We start from the raw sequence: 18,223 nt of genomic DNA on the forward strand, positions 1-18,223 counted from the left end.
TGCTCAAGTCCCTTCAGTGAACCGGCCTAGTTTACCGCTGGCTCCCGCCACCAGGCGGGCAGTTGGAAACCATAGACCGGCGTCGTCTCAGGGTGAGCTATATGCTTCCAGCGCGCAACCCATTGTTCGGGCTGATGGTAGAGAGGCACGACATAGGCGCCGCTTAAAAGAACACGATCATAGGCGCGTACGGCGGCCAGAAAATCCTCGCGCGAGCGGGCGTTCATAAGCGCATCGATCATCGCATCGACGGCCGGTTCGGCGACCCCGGCGAAATTGTAGGTCCCATCGATATCGCGTGACTGCGATCCCCAGCGGCCGATCTGCTCCGTGCCCGGCGAGAGCGAGGAAATATACTTCTGCAGGATCACATCATAGTTATAGGTTTGCTGCCGCTGGAGATATTGGGCGCTGTCGACGCTGCGGATATTCACGGCGATCCCGAGCTTGCCGAGCGTGCGTGCCCATGCACTCGCGACCGGTACACCGGACATGCCGTTGAGCAGAATTTCGAAGCTCAGCGGCCTGCCGTCGGCCCCGACCATTTGTTGTCCGTCCAGCTTGTAGCCGGCTGCCTGCAAGGCATCGAAACCGTTCTTGAGGAAGGCACGGTCACGCCCACTCCCATCCGAGGCTGGCGGCGCATAGGTGCCGGCGAGGATTTCCGGCGTCACGAAGCCGATATGCTTGCCGAGAAGCCTGCGCTCGGCCTCGGTCGCCTGAACGCCGAAGGACGACAGCTCCGAATTGTCGAAATAGCTTCGTGTGCGGGTATAGGCATTGAAGAACAGATTTCTGTTGGCCCATTCGAAGTCGAAGAGTTCGGTCAGTGCCTTGCGCACCGCCCGATCCCTGAAGGTCGGCCGCCGCGTATTGAGCACGAAACCATACATGCCTGACGGCAAACCGTTTTCGAACGTATCCTTTATGACCCGTCCGCTTTGCGCGGCGGGAAAATCATAGCCGGTGTTCCAGCGTCCCGTGTCCGTCTCGATGAAAACATCGATCAGGCCCTTCTTGAAGGCCTCGAACATCGAATTCGGATCGCGGAAATAATTGATGCGTATTTCGTCGTAATTGTCGAAGCCGATCTTGGAAGGGATATCCTTCGCCCAATAGTCTGGATCACGCTTCAGCACGACATATTCGCCCGGCTTCACGTGGTCGACCACATAAGGGCCGGAGCCGATCATAGGCTTGAGGGTGGAACGGTCGAATGTCTCTTCATCGGTCGCATGGCGCGGCAGCACCGGCATCAGACCAAGGATCAGCGGCAGTTCACGATCGGATTGCTTGAAGGTGAAGCGCACGCCATGCGCGCCGACTTTCTCCATCCTGTCGATCTTCTTCAGCGTGGTGCCGTAGCGCGGATAGCCTTTCTCGCCGAGCAGCCTGACAGTGAAGATGATGTCTTCCGGAGTGATGGGCGTGCCATCGGAGAAGCGCGCCCGCTCGTCGAGCGTGAATTCCACGAAGGTGCGGTCGTCGTTGGTTTCGACCGTCTTTGCGACCAGCGGATAGAGCGTGAAAGGCTCGTCGTAGGATCGTTGCATCAGGCTGTCATAGACATTGTAGCCGAGTTCCAGGTCGACCAACCCTCGCGCCGCATCGCCCTGGACGATGAACGGATTGAGGCTGTCGAAACTGCCCTGGACGGCATAATCGATGCGGCCGCCCTTGGGCGCATGGGGATTCACATAGGGAAAATGCCGGAAATCAGCGGGCAGAGCCGGATCGCCGTGCATCGCTATGGCGAATCTCGCTTCTCCCGCTGCCGCCGGTCCGAACGCGGCCACGACGATGAAGGCGGCGAGGAGGGTTGAGAACACAATGCGCATGGATCGCAATCCGAAGGTCTGTCCACTGTTTCTGATTCGCGATTCAAATTAACATGGATGACGGGCGATCATGGTGGAATGCCGCGCGGATTTCATTGCCGGACTCTGGATTTGAAGGCTCAGGCAGTGTAACAGGCCCCGAAGTCATGCTGTTGCCTCAATTGACCAACAGGTAGCCACCGACCAAGGCAAAGCTATGCCGGGCTGCGAAATTTCGAGAGGAAATGGACGATATGAAGAGCCTGAAAGCTAAAGCGATCCGCACCACGCTTCTCGCGGCCGGCGCAATGGGGCTGGTGGCAAGCGGAATCGGTGCTGCAATGGCACAGCAGCAGCCGCAGATCCCGCGGGGCTGGTTCAAGGCCTGCAGCAAGCAGGAAGAGGTGGATATCTGCAACGTCCAGAACATCCTCGTGGCTGATTCGGGGCAGCTCATCACCGGCGTCAGCCTGATCGAGGTGAAGGGCAAGGTGAACCGCAAGGTGTTCCAGATCACCGTTCCGTCCGGCCGCCTCATTCCTCCCGGCATAGGGCTTCAGGTCGATAGCAATGCGACTCAGAAGATCGACTACTCGATCTGCCTTCCCGACCGCTGCATTGCCGAGGCACCCCTGAACGATCAGCTCGTCGCTGCCTTCAAGAAGGGCTCCAACCTTACGCTCACCTCGGTGAATTTCCAGAACCAGCCGAACCCGATCAAGGTGTCGCTGGAGGGATTCACGAGCGCCTATGACGGCGAACCGCTGCAGCAGGCCGATATCGAGGAGCGGCAGAAGAAGCTCCAGGAATTCGTCAGCAAGAACAATGAAGAATTCGCGAAGAAACTGAAGGAAGAGCAGGAAAAGGCAAAGCAAGGCAACTGAGCCGCCTGCACATCCACGCTCATCAACGGGATACGGGGCCGAAAGGCCCCGTTTTCATTCCCGGATATATTCGATCATTGCCGATCTAATGATGCGGCCTGTGCCTGGGCGCGTATCTGCCATCCGGCGTCTGCACGAACAATTCGAAGAGCTGCGGATGACGCACCGGTTCGCCCGATTCATCCTCAAGCAGGTTCTGCTCGGAGACATAGGCGATATATTCGGTCTCTTCGTTCTCGGCGAGCAGATGATAGAAGGGCTGGTCCTTGCGCGGTCGGACCTCGGCAGGGATCGCCTGATACCATTCTTCGGTATTGTTGAACTCCGGATCGACGTCATAGATGACGCCACGGAACGGGAACAGACGGTGCCGCACCACTTGGCCGATCTGGAACTTTGCTGTCTTGACGTTATGCATCGTTTCTTGAATGCATTGGTTTTCGATCTTGTACCTTATTTGGCGCAGGTCGACGTCCAATTCAATCCTGTACGTGCACCGGGACAAGAAAACTCAAGCGGTTAGCACGGTTTTTCATAACGCGGAAGGCCGTTTCATGACGGACGTCATCGGGCTTGTCCTGCCCTTTTTCGGTCTGATCTTCATCGGGTTCGCGGTCGCCAGAATAACGCGGCAACCGCTTGATGCGCTTGGCTGGATGAACACCTTCGTCATCTATGTTGCCCTGCCGGCCCTTTTCTTCCAATTGCTGGCTAAGACGCCGACAGAGCGGCTCACAGAATGGGGCTATATTTTCGGCTCCGTATTCTCGACCTTCGTCATTTTCAGCCTGATGTTTGCGGGCTCTGTGATCGTCGCCAGAGGCGCGATCGCCGAAAGCACCATAAAAGGGCTGTCCGCCGCCTACGGCAATATCGGCTATATGGGACCGGGCATCGCCTTGCTCGCCTTCGGCGAGGAGGCGGCGGTGCCCGTTGCCCTCATCTTCTGCTTCGAAAACATCATGCATTTCGCCATGGCGCCAATGCTGATGGCCGTTGCCGGCGGGGAGAAGGAAAGCCCGCTGGCGCTCGGGCTCAGTGTTCTCAAGAAAATAGTGCTGCATCCCTTCATCATCGCAACGGCGATCGGAGTCGCCGCAGCGTGGGCCGAATTCCGTCCTCCGATGCCCATCGAGCGGCTGCTCGCCTATCTGGCCAGCGCGGCGGCCCCCTGCGCGCTTTTCGCCATGGGCGTGACGCTTGCCTTGCGGCCGCTGAAAAGAGTGCCGCGCGAACTCGGCGCCATCGTGGCGCTGAAGCTCGTCATCCATCCTCTGCTTTGCTACGTGGTGCTGAGCTGGATCGGCAATTTTTCAGAAATCTGGGTGTTTTCGGCTGTGCTGTTGGCCGCACTTCCGACTGCGACGAATGTCTTCGTCATAGCGCAGCAATATGATGTCTGGGTGCAGCGGGCCTCTGCCAGCATTCTGATAACGACCATATTGTCGGTGGTGACGGTGACGGCGCTGCTTTATGCCATCACCCATCGTCTATTGCCGCCCGACCTTTTCCCGTAGGGTGCCAAACAGGTTTGCGAAGCCGCTGCCGGGCCGCATGCCCTCACGCATGAAAAATGCCCGCAGCGGGCCAAAGCCACCGATGATGCCAAGACCTGCCGTGCGCGCGAATTGCGACGGCAGTAGGTCCGACAGAAGCGAGCGATTCAGCAGGTTCACGGCGCTGCTGCGGGCCAGAATATCCGGTCGGCGTCTGGCATCGTAAGCACCAAGAGCAACGGGACCGCCGGGATCGGAACGATGCCGCCCCGCAATCTCAACCAGGTCCTGAACGTCGCGGATACCGAGGTTGAGCCCCTGCGCTCCGATCGGTGGGAAGACATGGGCGGCTTCTCCCACGAGGGCGACCCGGTTGCGGGCAAAACGAAGCGGCAGGGTTGCCGACAGAGGATAGGCCTGCCGGCCAGGCTCGACCGTTACGCGACCGAGCATCGATTGAAGGCGTTCTTCCACGCGTTCGGAAAGCGCCTTGTCGTTTAGTTGCAACAATTGCTCGGCCGTAACCGGATTCACCACCCAGACAAGGCTGGAGCGGTGGCCGGGCAGGGGAACCTGCGTGCAGGGGCCGGTCTCGGTGTGGAACTCCGTCGAGATGAATTCATGATCCCGGCTATGGGCGAAATTGAGAACAAGCGCGGTCTGCGGGTATGAGTGTGCCGTAGTCCGGATACCCGCGGCTTCCCGAGCTGGCGAGAGCCGCCCATCGGCGGCGACGGCAAGTTTCGCCGAAACCCTGGTGCCGTCCTCAAGCTTGGCTTCTATCCGGTCGCTGCCGGGATGCCAGGCGGCAACGATGGATTCCAACCAATCAATCGCCGGATGGCTGCGGACCACCTCCTCGAGCGCCGGGTTGAGCGCGGCATTGGGAATGTTCAGGCCGAATGCGTCCTCGTCGATCTCGCTTGCGCGGAAGGTCACGACCGGGCTGCGGACCAGGCGGGATGTGGCATCCACGATGCGCATGGTGCGCAAGGGAGCGGCCGCCGACTGCAGTTCTTTCAGAACGCCGATGCGGTCGAGCAGGGCGAGGGCGGGAACCATAAGGGCGGTCGTGCGGCGGTCGTCGCGGCGCGCGGGCGGTCCCACGAGCGCCACAACATGGCCGTCATGGGCGAGTGCAAGCGCTGCGATCAGCCCCGCCGGACCTGTGCCGGCCACCAGAATGGTCATGTGTCGAATATCAGACAATTCCGCCCTTTCAGCTTGCGATGGCAGCTTCATCCATCCTTTGTCGAAACCTGATATAGGACATGGCTGGCGGAGGCATCAACAGCGGGCGGCTATCGGACAACTTTGTGGAGAAACAGGCAGATAGGGCTTTTCTGTTCATGCGGCAGTTCGCTTCTGCTTGTGCGAGCTGCCGCGCTTCCATAATCTCACACGGGTTCATAGAAGCCGATGAGCGGCGAGGGAGGCCGTAGCGCTTGCCCTGCTGCGTCGTCGGCAAATGAGGGCGGGACTGGCGCAAGCCATGGCGAGAAAGAAAAAAGTTACCGCGCCGCAAGCGAAGGCTTTCTCGGTTCATCTTCTGACGGCTTCCGGTTCGTTCCTGGCCTTCCTTTCACTGGTGGCGGCGAGCGAGGAGCGCTGGACGGCCATGTTCTGGTGGCTCGGTCTTGCTCTCCTGGTGGACGGCATAGACGGTCCGATCGCCCGCCGGCTGCAGGTCAAGGAAGTGCTGCCCACCTGGTCGGGTGACATGCTCGACAACATCATCGACTATGTGACTTACGTGCTGATCCCTGCCTTTGCGCTTTATCAGAGCGGCTTTATGGGGGAGGGGCTGTCATTTCTCTCGGCTGCGATCATCGTCATCAGCAGCGCGATTTACTATGCCGATACCGGCATGAAGACGGCGGAGAACTTCTTCAGGGGGTTCCCCGTCGTCTGGAACATGATCGTGTTCACGCTGTTCGTCATCGGGACGAGCGAGTATATGTCTTTCGTGGTCGTTCTCGTATCGGCGATCCTCACATTCACGCCGATCAATTTTCTGCATCCGGTGCGGGTAGTGCGCCTGCGCAGTATCAACCTCGCGATCTTTCTGGCCTGGTGCGCCTTCGGCGTCATCGCGCTGGTGCAGGATATGGATGCCTCGCTGCTGGTGAAGATCGGCATCGGCGTTACCGGGGTTTACCTTTACGTTATCGGTGCCGTGATGCAGGCATTTCCGCAACTTGGGAAAATCAAGGGATAGTTGTTCGATGGTCAAGGCAATTCGCGTTCACGAGGCAGGCGGTCCGGAGGTTCTGCGCTTCGAGGATTACGATCCTGGTGCTCCCGGCAAAGGCGAGGTGCTGGTCGAGCACAAGGCAGTCGGCCTGAATTTCCTCGATGTCTATTTTCGCACCGGTCTCTATCCAGCACCATTGCCTCTCGTTCCGGGCAGCGAGGCAGCAGGCGTCGTGGTCGAAACAGGCGAGGGGGTGGATAGCCTGAAGCCAGGCGACCGCGTTGCCTATTGCCTGAGAACAGGTTCCTATTGCGAGCGGCGCGTCGTCCCTGCCGACAGACTGGTAAAGGTTCCCGATGGCATTACCGACGAACAGGCCGCAGCCATGATGCTCAAAGGCATGACGGCCTGGTATCTCCTGCATCGCACTTTCCAGGTTAAAAGCGGCCACACGATCCTGTTCCATGCAGCCGCCGGCGGCGTCGGCCTCATTGCCGGCCAATGGGCGAAGCATATCGGTGCCAGAACGATCGGAACGGTCGGTTCGGGAGAGAAAGGCAAGCTCGCCAAGGCGCATGGCTATGATCATGTGATCAACTATCGCGACAATAATTTTGTCGATGAGGTCAAGAAGATCACCGACGGCGCGCTTTGCGAAGTGGTCTATGATTCGGTCGGCAAGGATACTTTTCCCGGCTCGCTGGACTGCCTGAAAAAGCGTGGCATGTTCGTCAGTTTCGGCCAGTCGTCCGGTCCTATGCCACCCGTCAATCTCGCCATCCTGTCGCAAAAGGGCTCGCTGTTCGCCACCAGACCGACACTGTTCGACTACATTGCCAAGCGCGAGGATCTGGAAGCCGCCTCCAGCGCGCTGTTCGACGTCGTCCGCTCGGGTGTCGTCGAGATCGTGGTCAACCAGAAATACGCCTTGAAGGATGCGGCCAAGGCCCATGCGGATCTGGAAGGTCGGCGCACCACCGGCACGACGGTGCTCATACCTTGAAGCTTTGCTGCGCCGGTTTTCTTGAAGCACTTTCAAGTCGGCGCACACCTTTCCGACATGGAAAACCGCGTCTACGATGCAGTCGGGAACGAATAAAGATAACGGGGGAGTTGTGAAAACAACTCTGAACGCGGGAGATGAACCTCTCCTGGAAGTGCGCGGACTGACCAAGGTTTTCGGGACACTGAAAGCCTGCGATTCTATTGATCTGGCCATCGGCAAGGGCGAAATTCATGCATTGCTCGGCGAGAACGGTGCGGGCAAGTCCACTCTGGTCAAGATGCTGTTCGGGACGCTCGAGCCAGTCGCCGGTGAAATCCTCTGGAAAGGCGCGCCTGTTCGCATCGCCAGTCCCAGTGATGCCCGCCGGCTGGGCATCGGTATGGTTTTCCAGCACTTCTCCTTGTTCGATGCGCTGACGGCGGCCGAAAATATTGCCCTGTCGCTGGAGGAAAGGACCCCGATCGCCAGGATTGCTGAGAGGGCAAGGGAACTCTCGCGCTCTTACGGGCTGCCGCTCGACCCGTCCGCCCATGTCGGCGATCTTTCGGTGGGTGAGAGGCAACGTATCGAGATCATCCGCTGCCTCTTGCAGCATCCCGACCTGATCATTCTCGACGAACCGACCTCGGTGCTGACGCCGCAGGAGGCCGAAAAACTCTTCAAGACGCTGGAGACGCTGCGCGACGAAGGCAAATCGATTCTCTACATCTCCCACAGGCTGGAAGAAGTGAAGCGCCTGTGTGACCGTGCGACGGTACTGCGCCACGGCAGGGTCGTGGCCCATTGCGACCCGCGCAAGGAAACCGCGGCTTCACTTGCCCGCATGATGGTGGGTAGCGAGGTTCACGCGGTCGTCCGTGCCGCGCCGCCAAAGGATGCCGACCATTCGCCTTTGCTGGAAGTCGCGGGGCTTTCCCGCGAACCATCCAACCCCTTCGCCATCCCGCTCAGGGATATCCATCTGACGGTTCACGCGGGAGAAGTGCTCGGCATTGCCGGTGTCGCAGGCAACGGGCAGGGCGAATTCTTCGAGGCCATTTCGGGCGAGGCCCTTCAGGACAAGGCCGGTATGGTGCGCATTCGCGGCAAGGATGCAGGCCGCCTCGACATTTCCGGCAGGCGTCTTCTGGGGGCGGCTTTCGTTCCGGAGGAGCGACTCGGTCACGGCGCCGCGCCGCGCATGAGGCTTTCCGAAAACCTGCTCCTGTCGCGGTTCCGCACCGATGCGAAATCCTATCTCACCCATATCGGCATCATCCGCGAATCCACGATCTCCGCTGCCACGCGGCGGATCGTCAGTGATATGGACGTACGCAAGAGCTCCGAGGACCCGGAAGCCTCGGCCCTTTCCGGCGGGAATTTGCAGAAATTCATCATCGGCCGTGAGCTTGACCGCCAGCCAGCCGTCATGGTTGTCAACCAGCCGACCTGGGGCGTGGATGCGGGAGCGGCGGCGCATATCCGCCAGGCGCTGATCGACCTCGCAAGGGCCGGTTCGGCGGTTCTCGTCATCAGTCAGGACCTTGACGAATTGTTCGAGATTTCGGACGCCATAGCAGTCATGCATGACGGGCGTCTTTCTGCGCCTGTGCCGGTAGGCGAAGCAACTTACGAGAAGATCGGGCTTCTGATGGGCGGGGCGGATGCCAGCACTCCGCCCACGGCCGCGATGGAGGCCGTGTGATGCGGATCGAACTCGTCAAGCGGCCGCAGCACTCCGCGCTGTTCAGCGCATTGTCGCCTTTCATCGCGCTTGCCCTGACGCTGGTCGCCGGCGCGATCATGTTCGCGCTGCTTGGCAAGAACCCAGTGCAAGCCCTTTATTTATATTTCATAGATCCGCTGCGCGAGGTTTGGTCGCTGCACGAACTCGCCATCAAGGCAGCCCCGCTGATTCTGATCGGCGTCGGACTTTCCGTTTGCTTTCTTTCCAACAACTGGAATATCGGCGCCGAAGGCCAGTTCATTGTCGGGGCGATCATCGGCTCCATCCTGCCGGTGCTGTTTCCGGAATTTCAATCCTGGATCGTGCTGCCGATCATGCTTCTGCTCGGGATCGTCGGCGGTGCGGCATACGGCTCCATACCGGCCTTACTCAAGGTGCGGTTTAACACCAACGAGATCCTGACTAGCCTGATGCTGGTCTATGTGGCCCAGTTGTTCCTCGACTGGCTGGTCCGCGGCCCCTGGCGCAATCCGGAAGGCTTCAACTTTCCGCAGACGCGGAGCTTTCACGAATTCGCGATACTGCCGGAACTCCTGCCGGCTTCCGGCCGGGCCAATTGGGGCTTCGCCTTCGCTATCATTGCCGCCATTGTTCTCTGGTTCCTGCTTTCGAAAACGCTCAAGGGCTTCGAAATAAAGGTGCTCGGGCAAAGTCCGCGGGCAGGGCGGTTCGCCGGTTTTTCCAATGCGCGGATGGTTTTCTTCGCATTTCTGGTCTCGGGAGGACTTGCGGGGCTCGCTGGAATTTCGGAAGTTTCCGGCGCAATCGGTCATCTCCAGCCGTCCATTTCGCCAGGCTACGGCTTCACGGCGATCATCGTCGCCTTCCTCGGCAGGCTCAATCCGTTGGGTATCGTGGCGGCGGGCCTGGTGTTAGCGCTGTCATATCTTGGCGGTGAGGCGGCGCAGATTTCCCTCGGCGTGTCGGACAAGGTGGCGCGCGCCTTCCAGGGAATGCTGCTCTTCTTCGTGCTCGCCAGCGACACGCTGATCCATTACCGCATCCGTCTCGTCGGAAGACAGGCGGCCCCGGCGGCGGAGGCTCCGCATGGGAATGCTTGAATCCATCCTCCTGACGATCGCCACGGCAGCGACGCCGCTCCTGATCGCTGCCATCGGCGAATTGGTGGTCGAACGCTCCGGTGTGCTCAATCTCGGCGTCGAGGGCATGATGATCATGGGCGCAGTCACCGGTTTCGGGGTTGCACTGACAACCGGTTCTCCGTGGCTCGGAGTGTTTGCCGCCATTCTGGTTGGCGCGGTATTCTCCCTGCTGTTCGGCTTCTTGACCCTGACGCTTGTCACCAATCAGGTAGCGACGGGTCTCGCGCTGACGCTGCTCGGTCTCGGCATATCGGGCATGGCGGGCGAAGCCTTCGTCGGTCAACCGGGCCTGCGCCTTGCGCGCCTCGACATACCGGGCCTCTCCGATCTGCCGGTAGTCGGACGGCTGCTTTTCGGGCAGGATCCGATATTCTATATCTCCATAGCGTTGACTGCGGCTGTCGCCTATTTCCTGTTCCGAACGCGGGCCGGGCTTACGCTACGCTCGGTCGGAGACAATCACACTTCCGCCCATGCGCTCGGCATCAAGGTGATTGCCATTCGTTACATGGCGGTGATGTTCGGTGGTGCCTGTGCGGGGCTGGCCGGAGCCTATCTGTCGCTGGTCTATACGCCGCAATGGGTGGAGAACATGACGGCCGGGCGCGGCTGGATTGCGCTGGCGCTGGTCGTGTTTGCCTCGTGGCGGCCATGGCGCGTGCTGGCGGGCGCGTATCTGTTCGGCGGCGTCTCGATCGGCCAGCTTCATGCTCAGGCCTTCGGCGTCGGCATTCCTTCTCAATTGCTTTCTTCGCTTCCCTATCTGGCGACTGTGGTCGTACTTGTAATAATCTCGCGAAACAGGCGATTGACGATGGTGAACACTCCGGCTTCTCTGGGGCGGCCGTTTGTTCCGGATCGCTGATCTTCGGCGCTCGTCATGCCCCAAGAAAACTCAAAGACAAGGCAACTCAAGATAAGGAAAAAGGGAATGAAAAAAGCACTGGTGTCATTCGCCGCGGCAGCGGCGGTGCTTTCACTGGGCACAATGGGAGCCATGGCGCAGGACCCGACGAAGGTCTGCGCCATTTATGTCGGTCCGATTGGCGACTACGGGTATTCCTACCAGCACCACCAGGGCATGCTGGACGTGAAGGAGCATTTCGGCGACAAAGTCGAGATTTCCTATCTCGAGAATGTTGCAGAAGGTCCGGACGCGGAGCGCGCTCTTGAGCGGCTGGCGCGTTCAGGCTGCAAGATTGTTTTCGCCACGTCCTTCGGCTTCATGGACCCCACCAACAAGGTCGCGGCGCGCTTTCCCGATGTTAAGTTCGAGCATGCCACCGGCTACAAGCGCGAACATGAGAATGTTTCGACCTATAATTCGAAGTTCCATGAAGGCCGGTATGTTCAGGGTGTGATCGCCGGCAAGATGTCGGAGAAGGGGGTGGCAGGCTATATCGCTTCCTTCCCGATCCCCGAAGTCATCATGGGTATCAACGCCTTCATGCTCGGCGCACAGTCGGTCAATCCGGATTTCAAGGTGAAGATCGTCTGGGCGAACACCTGGATCGATCCGGCCAAGGAAGCTGACGCGGCGAAGGCTCTCATCGATCAGGGCGTCGATATCATCACCCAGCACACCGACTCGACCGCTCCGCTCCAGGTTGCGGCCGAGCGCGGCATCAAGGGCTTCGGCCAGGCTTCGGACATGATCAAATTCGCGCCCGAGACCCAGCTTACTTCAATCGTCGACGATTGGGGCCCGTATTACATAGAGCGCGTGCAGGCTGTCATCGACGGCTCCTGGAAGCAGTCGGACGTTTGGGGCGGCATGAAGGAGGGGCACGTCGTTATGGCTCCCTACACCAACATGCCCGATGACGTGAAGAAGCTTGCCGAGGAGACCGAGGCCAAGATCAAATCCGGCGAGTTCAATCCCTTCACCGGTCCGATCTCCAAGCAGGATGGCAGCGAATGGCTCAAGGAAGGTGAAGTCGCCGAGGATTCGGAAGTCTTGCAGATGAACTTCTACATCAAGGGCATCGACGACAAGATCCCGAACTGATCCCGCGGTTCATTCTTGAACCGAAGAGGGCGCCGACCGGCGCCCTTTTTGTTTTTCGATGTAAGGCGATGTGATTGACCAGACTGAACTTCGCCGCCTGCTCCTGACAGTCTGATGTCAGCAGAGGGATGCTACAAGGCTCACACGGATCAAGCTGGAGAACAGATCAATGCTCAAATTCTATCATGCGCCCTGGTCACGCTCCTCCTCCGTGCTGTGGCTGCTGGAGGAACTCGGAGCCGAATACGAATTGCACGAGATCGACATCCGGGCGGAAGGAGGCGCACCCGAAAGCTATCGCAAGATTCAGCCAAACAAGAAGGTGCCAGCCATAGAGCATGACGGTGTCGTGATCACTGAGAGAGCCGCGATCACCATTTACCTGGCCGACGCGTTTCCCGAAGCCGGTCTTGCGCCTTCTGTCGACGATCCGATGCGCGGCCCTTATCTCACCTGGCTCGTCTATTGCGATTCTGTCTTCGACCCTTGCATCGCGGCGCGTGTCTGGGGACTGGAATACAAAAGCAATGACTACTCCTTCGGCCTGTTCGAGGATCTTGTGGACAATGTCGAGCGGCGGTTGACCGAAAACGATTTCGCGGCGGGCAACCGCTTCACGGCGGCGGATGTTCAGCTTGCCTCGGGCATCCACTACACGATGAACGTGCTCAAGGCGCTGCCGGAGCGGCCCGCATTCCAGAATTATCTGGCCCGCATCGCCGATCGCCCAGCCTACCAGCACAGCACGAAGAAGGATCAGGAAATGGCCATGGCCATACCCTTCTTCCAAAAACAGTTCGCTGACGGCGGAAGCTAAAAGGGAACTAGTCGGTCGGAATGCGTGCCGTGCCTGCCTTGCGCAGGTTGAGGAGGTTCCCCGACAGGATCAGCGCGGTACCGACAATCGTCCAGATGTCGAGGGTTTCGCTGTAGAGCAACCAACCTACGACAGCCGTGAGCGGCACACGCAGGAAATCCATCGGCACGACCATGGTAGCGTCGGCGTGAACCAGGGCTCGCGCCATGCAGTAGTGCGAGAAGGTTCCGCAGAAGGCCACCAGGACGATCCAGGGCCATGTCCCGGCGTCCGGCCATTTCCAAACCATCGCAGCCGGAATGATGCCGAGAAGCGACTGCACAACAAGCATCCAGAAGACGATGACCGTGACATTGTCAGTCCGCGTCAAGGACTTCACCATGGTTGCGGAGACAGCGAAGCCGACCGCGACGACGAGAGCGATGATCTGACCGGGATCGACCGTATCCAGGCCTGGCCGCACGATGATTCCGACACCGATAAGGCCGAGAAGGACGGCCGTAATCTTCCTGGCGTTCATGAGCTCGCCAAGAAACAGGACAGCCACGATGGCCGTCCAGATGGGCATGGTGAACTCGATGGCGACCACCTGGGCCAGCGGGATCAAGGTGATGGCGAGCAGCCAGCCGTATTGGGCGGCATAGTGCACGATATTCCGTCCGACATGCTGCAGCGGCCTTTCCGTGCGCATCGAAGCAAGGCCGCCATGCATCCTGACCAGCGGATAAAGCAGGAAGAAGCCGATGACGGATCGCATCAGCATTATCTGGAAGACGTCGAGATCGTACGTAGCCTCCCGACCGGCAACGGCCATCGTTATCATCAGAGTGAGCCATCCGGTCATCCACATGGCGGCTTTCGGCACGGAGGCTTTCGATGCCGTGTCGGAAGGTGAGGGCGTTGAGGATCTTGCCTGATTCAGCATGGGCCTTCTGGATAGCGTTTCGGTCCCCCGCTATGCAAACCTGAATGTTGTTGCTAATCTGCTTTCATGAGCACAGTCGTAAGCATCGATCAGCCTGTGGGGCATGATTCCGATGCGTTGCTTGCCGCCATCGTCGATTCATCCTCGGATGCCATTGTCGGGAAGACCCTGAACAGCATCATCACAACCTGGAATCCGGCTGCCCAGCAGATGTTCGGTTACACGGCGGAGGAGGCGATTGGTCAATCGATCCTGATGCTGGTCCCTGAAAACCGGTATTCGGAAGAAACGGAAATCATCGAAAGGATACGACGCGGCGAGCGCGTAGAGACCTTCGAGACCATTCGCCGTCGGAAAGATGGCGTCCTCATACCCGTTTCCCTGACCATCTCGCCGATCAGGAACAGCAAGGGGGAAATCGTGGGTGCCTCCAAAATCGCCCGCGATATCAGCGCCACCAAGGAAAGCGAACGCCGGATAAGGCTGCTGATGCGGGAAGTGAACCACAGGGTCAAAAACCAGTTCGCCGTGATTCTGGCGATGATCAGGGAGTCCGGCAAGCGATCGGCCAGCGTGGAAGAATTCGAGGAACGCATACGCGATCGAATCATGGCGCTTTCGCGCTCCCACGACCTGTTGGTGAACGCGGAATGGTCCGGGGCAAGTCTGTTCGAACTCGTCCAGGAACAGTTGGTCCCATTCGGCCATGAAGCACAGATTGCCCTTTCCGGACCACTCCTCACGGTAAAGCCGAATGCCGTCCAGTGCCTTGGAATGGCATTCCATGAACTTGCAACGAATTCGGCAAAATACGGGGCGCTTTCGAGCGATGTGGGGCATGTCTCGGTCGCCTGGAAGATCGTGACCAATGCCGAGGGCCAAAAGGAATTCTCGGTCTCCTGGGAAGAAACGTCGGTTCCCGTTGAAGCTGAGCGGACGAATGGCGCAAAGCACATAGGTTTCGGAAGCGTGGTGCTTCAAAGAGTTACCCCGGAGACGTTGAGCGGATCCGCTTCGACTGACCGGCGTCCCGGATATCTCCGCTGGACACTCAATGCACCGGTTTGCGAGGTCGTGCTCTCTTCCTTTGCGGAAGAGCATGAGCATGGCGTTGCCGAAATCAAAGATTAGGCCCCCGCAAAGTCCGTCCCGAGAGGGTACGGGGCTGAAACCTATCTTACGACAATCGGGGAACCAACGCTGACGCGGTCGTAAAGATCGATGATGTCCTGATTGATCAGACGGACACAGCCCGACGACATCGATTGTCCGATCGTCCACCATTCAGGCGAGCCGTGAACGCGATAAAGCGTGTCCTGACCGTCCTTGAAGATATACAGGGCCCTGGCGCCCAGAGGATTGTCCGGACCGCCTGGCTGCCCATTCGCAAATTTTACCAGTTCCGGCCGCCGCCCGATCATTTCAGCGGGCGGTGTCCATGTCGGCCATTTTTTCTTGTACTGGATAACTGCTCTGCCGGACCATTCAAAGCCGGCTTTGCCGATCCCGACACCGTATCGGATGGCATCGCCTCCGGGTTGGACAAGATAAAGCAGGTGTTCCTTGGTCTCCACGACCAGTGTTCCAGGAGCCTCGCCTGTGGTATTGGGCACGATCTGGCGCCGGTATTTGGCTGGCATCTTTTCATAGGGTATCGCGGGAAGGGAGTAGGACCCTTCTGTAACGGCCGCATACATTTTTTCAGGGTTGGTGACATTCGGATCGATACTGATCGCAGGCCGGATTGTTCCGGTCGACGTATAGTCCAGTCCCATGCCCGCGCCGAGTTGGGACACCTGAGTGCAGCCAGACGCAATGGGCAAGCCAGCCAAGCCCAGCAAAAGGCTGCGGCGATTCAAACCTGCTGTCATAGGGAACCCCGACCTGGTAATTTTCAGTCACTAACCGTTATCTGAGCATGGTTAACAAAGGCTGATTGCGCAGGCTGGGGCGGTACAGCCTCAGTCAGGATGAAATTCTCTCGCAGATCGGCATTGGAAGGGATGTGGCTGTGAGATCGCTAGGCGAGCAGATGACTTTCAGGAATACCATATGATCTTTCCGGGCCGCATGTTTCTGGCGGCCCTGGCGCTGCTCTCTGGCTGCGCGCAAATCCAATGCACGCAGCCTGACACGGGAAGGCAGTCGATTCGCGCACCGTGCGAAAGATGAAGGAGATTGCATAAGCAATTATACAGCGCCGGAATTCAAGTGGTTCGGAATGCTAGATCTTCTATGGTTGCGCCAATCTGCTGATTAAGGGTGAGCCGAAGAAACGGAGAACTACACCTACGCTATAACCCTACAAAATTGACAACGGTCGGGCTGTTCTGTGCGTCCCGACGAATCCTTACCAGTTCGGACACTCGTACGGTATGATGGGCGCTAGCAAAACCTGTACCGAACGGCGAAGATCGAAAAGACGGCTTACTCTTATCTCGGTTGATTTGGGTTCGGTCACCATTGCTACAGGGAGAGGTCGAATTGTCGGGCGAGCGGTTCCAGTCAATCAGCCAGCGCTATGCCGCGTTCAGGCCGCGCTATCCCGACACCATCGTCGGCGCTGTCGCGGATCGCATTTCGGTCAACGCGGAATTGTCGGTGCTGCCCGTCATAGACATGGGCAGCGGCACGGGGACGTTCACGCGGCAGCTCTCTGAACGGCTGCCTGTGGGCATAGCTGTCGTTGGCGTCGAGCCATCTACTGCGATGCGAGAACAGGCCATGGCCGACAACACCAGACCCAATGTCTCGTTCCGGGATGGAGTCGCCGAGAACATTCCCGTTGCCGATGGCGGCGCGAGCGCCGTTGTCGCCGCGACAGCCGCGCACTGGTTCGACCGTCCACACTTCTATACCGAATGCGGTCGCGCTCTTGCATCGAAAGGAGTCCTCGCCATCGTTGAATACGTTCGAGACGAAGACGAGCCCGCAACGCAGGCGGTCATCGAGTTTCTTGACCGTTACGGGGAACCACGAGCCTACGTGCGGCCGGATTACAACCGCGAATTGCGCGGTCTTTCTGAGTTCCATCAGTTCGAACACCAGCGTGAACGGACGAAGCTGCACCTGACGCTCGACGAATATGTCGGTTTGGCGCTATCGTCATCGCACGCGCGCAAGGCCGTCAATGACCTAGGTGAGAAGGAAGCTGCCGCGCGGCTGCGACAGGCAGGATCAGCCTTCGCAGATGATACGGGCACGGTGCCGTATGGATACATCTTCGAAGCGTTCATGGTCAGCCATCGGTGAGCATATGGCCGCATCGGAAGAAAACGAATACGAGGCCGCTCCCACCTCTGCCGCCTATCGGGATAGTTGGCCATAGCGTAGAATCGGAGGTATCTCTTACTTCCTGCTGGGTTGCGGTGGTCAGCGGCAACATCGCGCTATAGAGAGCAATCGGCCGCGTTTGGCGGGCCGCGACCGATAGTGATGATCACTACGTTTACGCTATAGCCCTCTCATGATGGTCATGTCAGGACATCCGTTCGAACCGACGCGATGTGAGGTGGTGCCGGTTTTTGAGACAGGGGCATAAGGTGGATTTTCCGATGAAAAGGACGATCCAGCATGAAGACACGCAGACGGTTCTCGGCCGAGTTCAAGGCCAAGGTTGCGCTTGAGGCGATCCGCGGCGAGCKGACGATTTCGGAACTGGCGACGAAGCACCAGCTTCATCCCAACCAGATCACCCAGTGGAAACGGCAGGCCATTGAGAACCTGGCCAAGGCGTTCGACGACAAGGCAGCGGATGCACAGGTCGGCCGGGAGGCCGAGGTGACGAAACTGCACGCCAAGATCGGCCAACTCGTCGTTGAGCGGGATTTTTTGGCCAAAGCCTTCGATCGCTGAGCCTGGATCGGAGGAGTATGATGATTGATCCCGATCACAACCGGCTCTCGATCTGCCGCCAGTGCGAACTGGTCTCGATCTCGCGGGCGTCGTTCTATCGACAGCCTGCCGGCGAGAGCCCGGAGAACCTCGAACTGATGCGCATCATCGACGAGGCCTTCATGGAAATGCCCTGGTATGGCTCCAGGCAGATGGCGCGGCACCTGCGCCGTCAAGGCTGGTGCGTGGGCCGCAAGCGGGTCCGGCGGCTGATGCGCAAGATCGGCCTGTCACCGATCTACCAGGCTCCGAAGACCAGCGAGCCGCATCCCCAGCACCGCATCTATCCATACCTGCTGCGGCATCTGGCGATCGAGCGGCCCAATCAGGTCTGGTGTGCCGACGCGACCTAC

16 protein-coding genes and 1 pseudogene are annotated in these 18,223 nt (G+C 59.0%); 12 read left to right on the forward strand and 5 right to left on the reverse strand.

Annotation, left to right across the window (positions count from 1 at the left end; genetic code table 11):
• Positions 1-26: 26 nt before the first annotated feature.
• Positions 27-1,838 carry an extracellular solute-binding protein gene (locus tag L598_RS12725; RefSeq protein ID WP_144862935.1) on the reverse strand — a complete coding sequence of 604 codons (1,812 nt, stop codon included), beginning with the start codon at positions 1,836-1,838 and terminating at the stop codon, positions 27-29.
• A gap of 233 nt (positions 1,839-2,071) precedes the next feature.
• Between L598_RS12725 and L598_RS12730 the strand changes: the two genes are divergently transcribed.
• Positions 2,072-2,701 carry an invasion associated locus B family protein gene (locus tag L598_RS12730; RefSeq protein ID WP_144862937.1) on the forward strand — a complete coding sequence of 210 codons (630 nt, stop codon included), beginning with the start codon at positions 2,072-2,074 and terminating at the stop codon, positions 2,699-2,701.
• Positions 2,702-2,786: 85 nt separating this feature from the next.
• Here L598_RS12730 and hspQ read toward each other — a convergent pair whose 3' ends face one another.
• Positions 2,787-3,119 (reverse strand): heat shock protein HspQ, encoded by a 333-nt coding sequence (gene hspQ / locus L598_RS12735; protein WP_144862939.1) that lies wholly within the window; start codon positions 3,117-3,119, stop codon positions 2,787-2,789.
• A gap of 136 nt (positions 3,120-3,255) precedes the next feature.
• Here hspQ and L598_RS12740 point away from each other — a divergent pair, with 136 nt between their 5' ends.
• Positions 3,256-4,218, forward strand: a complete 963-nt coding sequence (locus L598_RS12740; protein WP_144862941.1) for an AEC family transporter — start codon at positions 3,256-3,258, stop codon at positions 4,216-4,218.
• On the opposite strand, the gene L598_RS12745 is transcribed toward L598_RS12740, so the two are convergent.
• Complete coding sequence (locus L598_RS12745) at positions 4,192-5,388, reverse strand: UbiH/UbiF family hydroxylase (protein ID WP_144862943.1); 1,197 nt, start codon at positions 5,386-5,388, stop codon at positions 4,192-4,194. The genes L598_RS12740 and L598_RS12745 overlap by 27 nt on opposite strands.
• 301 nt (positions 5,389-5,689) lie before the next feature.
• Between L598_RS12745 and pcsA the strand changes: the two genes are divergently transcribed.
• From pcsA to L598_RS12780, 7 genes are all read left to right on the forward strand, one after another.
• The gene (gene pcsA, locus L598_RS12750) at positions 5,690-6,415 is read left to right on the forward strand and encodes a phosphatidylcholine synthase (protein WP_210244993.1); all 726 of its coding nucleotides are present in this window, start codon (positions 5,690-5,692) and stop codon (positions 6,413-6,415) included.
• A gap of 7 nt (positions 6,416-6,422) precedes the next feature.
• Positions 6,423-7,394: a quinone oxidoreductase gene (locus tag L598_RS12755; protein ID WP_144862947.1), complete on the forward strand. Its 972-nt coding sequence runs from the start codon at positions 6,423-6,425 to the stop codon at positions 7,392-7,394.
• Positions 7,395-7,506: 112 nt separating this feature from the next.
• On the forward strand, positions 7,507-9,081 hold the full coding sequence (locus L598_RS12760; RefSeq protein WP_246658745.1) for an ABC transporter ATP-binding protein: 1,575 nt from the start codon (positions 7,507-7,509) through the stop codon (positions 9,079-9,081).
• Complete coding sequence (locus L598_RS12765) at positions 9,081-10,184, forward strand: ABC transporter permease (RefSeq protein WP_186445033.1); 1,104 nt, start codon at positions 9,081-9,083, stop codon at positions 10,182-10,184. The genes L598_RS12760 and L598_RS12765 overlap by 1 nt, the downstream gene beginning before the upstream one ends.
• Positions 10,171-11,091, forward strand: a complete 921-nt coding sequence (locus tag L598_RS12770) for an ABC transporter permease (protein ID WP_144862953.1) — start codon at positions 10,171-10,173, stop codon at positions 11,089-11,091. The genes L598_RS12765 and L598_RS12770 overlap by 14 nt, the downstream gene beginning before the upstream one ends.
• Before the next feature lie 66 nt (positions 11,092-11,157).
• Complete coding sequence (locus tag L598_RS12775; RefSeq protein ID WP_144862955.1) at positions 11,158-12,234, forward strand: BMP family ABC transporter substrate-binding protein; 1,077 nt, start codon at positions 11,158-11,160, stop codon at positions 12,232-12,234.
• A 169-nt stretch (positions 12,235-12,403) separates the two neighbouring features.
• A complete protein-coding gene (locus L598_RS12780; RefSeq protein ID WP_144862957.1) occupies positions 12,404-13,051 on the forward strand; it encodes a glutathione S-transferase family protein in 648 nt (215 codons plus the stop codon).
• A gap of 7 nt (positions 13,052-13,058) precedes the next feature.
• On the opposite strand, the gene L598_RS12785 is transcribed toward L598_RS12780, so the two are convergent.
• Positions 13,059-13,901: a DMT family transporter gene (locus L598_RS12785; protein ID WP_348642752.1), complete on the reverse strand. Its 843-nt coding sequence runs from the start codon at positions 13,899-13,901 to the stop codon at positions 13,059-13,061.
• Between the two features lie 141 nt (positions 13,902-14,042).
• On the opposite strand from L598_RS12785, the gene L598_RS12790 reads away from it, so the two are divergent.
• Entirely contained in the window at positions 14,043-15,107 is a 1,065-nt protein-coding gene (locus tag L598_RS12790) for a PAS domain S-box protein (RefSeq protein WP_144862961.1), read from the forward strand.
• A 41-nt stretch (positions 15,108-15,148) separates the two neighbouring features.
• Here the strand turns inward: L598_RS12790 and L598_RS12795 are convergent, their stop codons facing one another.
• Positions 15,149-15,847, reverse strand: a complete 699-nt coding sequence (locus tag L598_RS12795; protein ID WP_144862963.1) for a L,D-transpeptidase — start codon at positions 15,845-15,847, stop codon at positions 15,149-15,151.
• A 613-nt stretch (positions 15,848-16,460) separates the two neighbouring features.
• Between L598_RS12795 and L598_RS12800 the strand changes: the two genes are divergently transcribed.
• Positions 16,461-17,228: a methyltransferase domain-containing protein gene (locus L598_RS12800; protein WP_144862965.1), complete on the forward strand. Its 768-nt coding sequence runs from the start codon at positions 16,461-16,463 to the stop codon at positions 17,226-17,228.
• 321 nt (positions 17,229-17,549) lie between these two features.
• A pseudogene (locus tag L598_RS21795) lies at positions 17,550-18,223 on the forward strand (IS3 family transposase); the annotation flags it as partial.

The sequence above is a fragment of the Mesorhizobium sp. J18 genome (assembly GCF_007829525.1).
Lineage (GTDB): Bacteria > Pseudomonadota > Alphaproteobacteria > Rhizobiales > Rhizobiaceae > VLJP01.

Coding starts and splice junctions, on each gene's coding strand:
- L598_RS12780 (WP_144862957.1), top strand. CDS start 12,404: ATGCTCAAATTCTATCATGCGCCCTGGTCACGCTCCTCCTCCGTGCTG.
- L598_RS12745 (WP_144862943.1), bottom strand. CDS start 5,388: ATGACCATTCTGGTGGCCGGCACAGGTCCGGCGGGGCTGATCGCAGCG.
- hspQ (WP_144862939.1), bottom strand. CDS start 3,119: ATGCATAACGTCAAGACAGCAAAGTTCCAGATCGGCCAAGTGGTGCGG.
- L598_RS12765 (WP_186445033.1), top strand. CDS start 9,081: ATGCGGATCGAACTCGTCAAGCGGCCGCAGCACTCCGCGCTGTTCAGC.
- L598_RS12770 (WP_144862953.1), top strand. CDS start 10,171: ATGGGAATGCTTGAATCCATCCTCCTGACGATCGCCACGGCAGCGACG.
- L598_RS12740 (WP_144862941.1), top strand. CDS start 3,256: ATGACGGACGTCATCGGGCTTGTCCTGCCCTTTTTCGGTCTGATCTTC.
- L598_RS12730 (WP_144862937.1), top strand. CDS start 2,072: ATGAAGAGCCTGAAAGCTAAAGCGATCCGCACCACGCTTCTCGCGGCC.
- L598_RS12725 (WP_144862935.1), bottom strand. CDS start 1,838: ATGCGCATTGTGTTCTCAACCCTCCTCGCCGCCTTCATCGTCGTGGCC.
- L598_RS12790 (WP_144862961.1), top strand. CDS start 14,043: ATGAGCACAGTCGTAAGCATCGATCAGCCTGTGGGGCATGATTCCGAT.
- L598_RS12755 (WP_144862947.1), top strand. CDS start 6,423: ATGGTCAAGGCAATTCGCGTTCACGAGGCAGGCGGTCCGGAGGTTCTG.
- L598_RS12775 (WP_144862955.1), top strand. CDS start 11,158: ATGAAAAAAGCACTGGTGTCATTCGCCGCGGCAGCGGCGGTGCTTTCA.
- L598_RS12795 (WP_144862963.1), bottom strand. CDS start 15,847: ATGACAGCAGGTTTGAATCGCCGCAGCCTTTTGCTGGGCTTGGCTGGC.
- L598_RS12785 (WP_348642752.1), bottom strand. CDS start 13,901: ATGTGGATGACCGGATGGCTCACTCTGATGATAACGATGGCCGTTGCC.
- pcsA (WP_210244993.1), top strand. CDS start 5,690: ATGGCGAGAAAGAAAAAAGTTACCGCGCCGCAAGCGAAGGCTTTCTCG.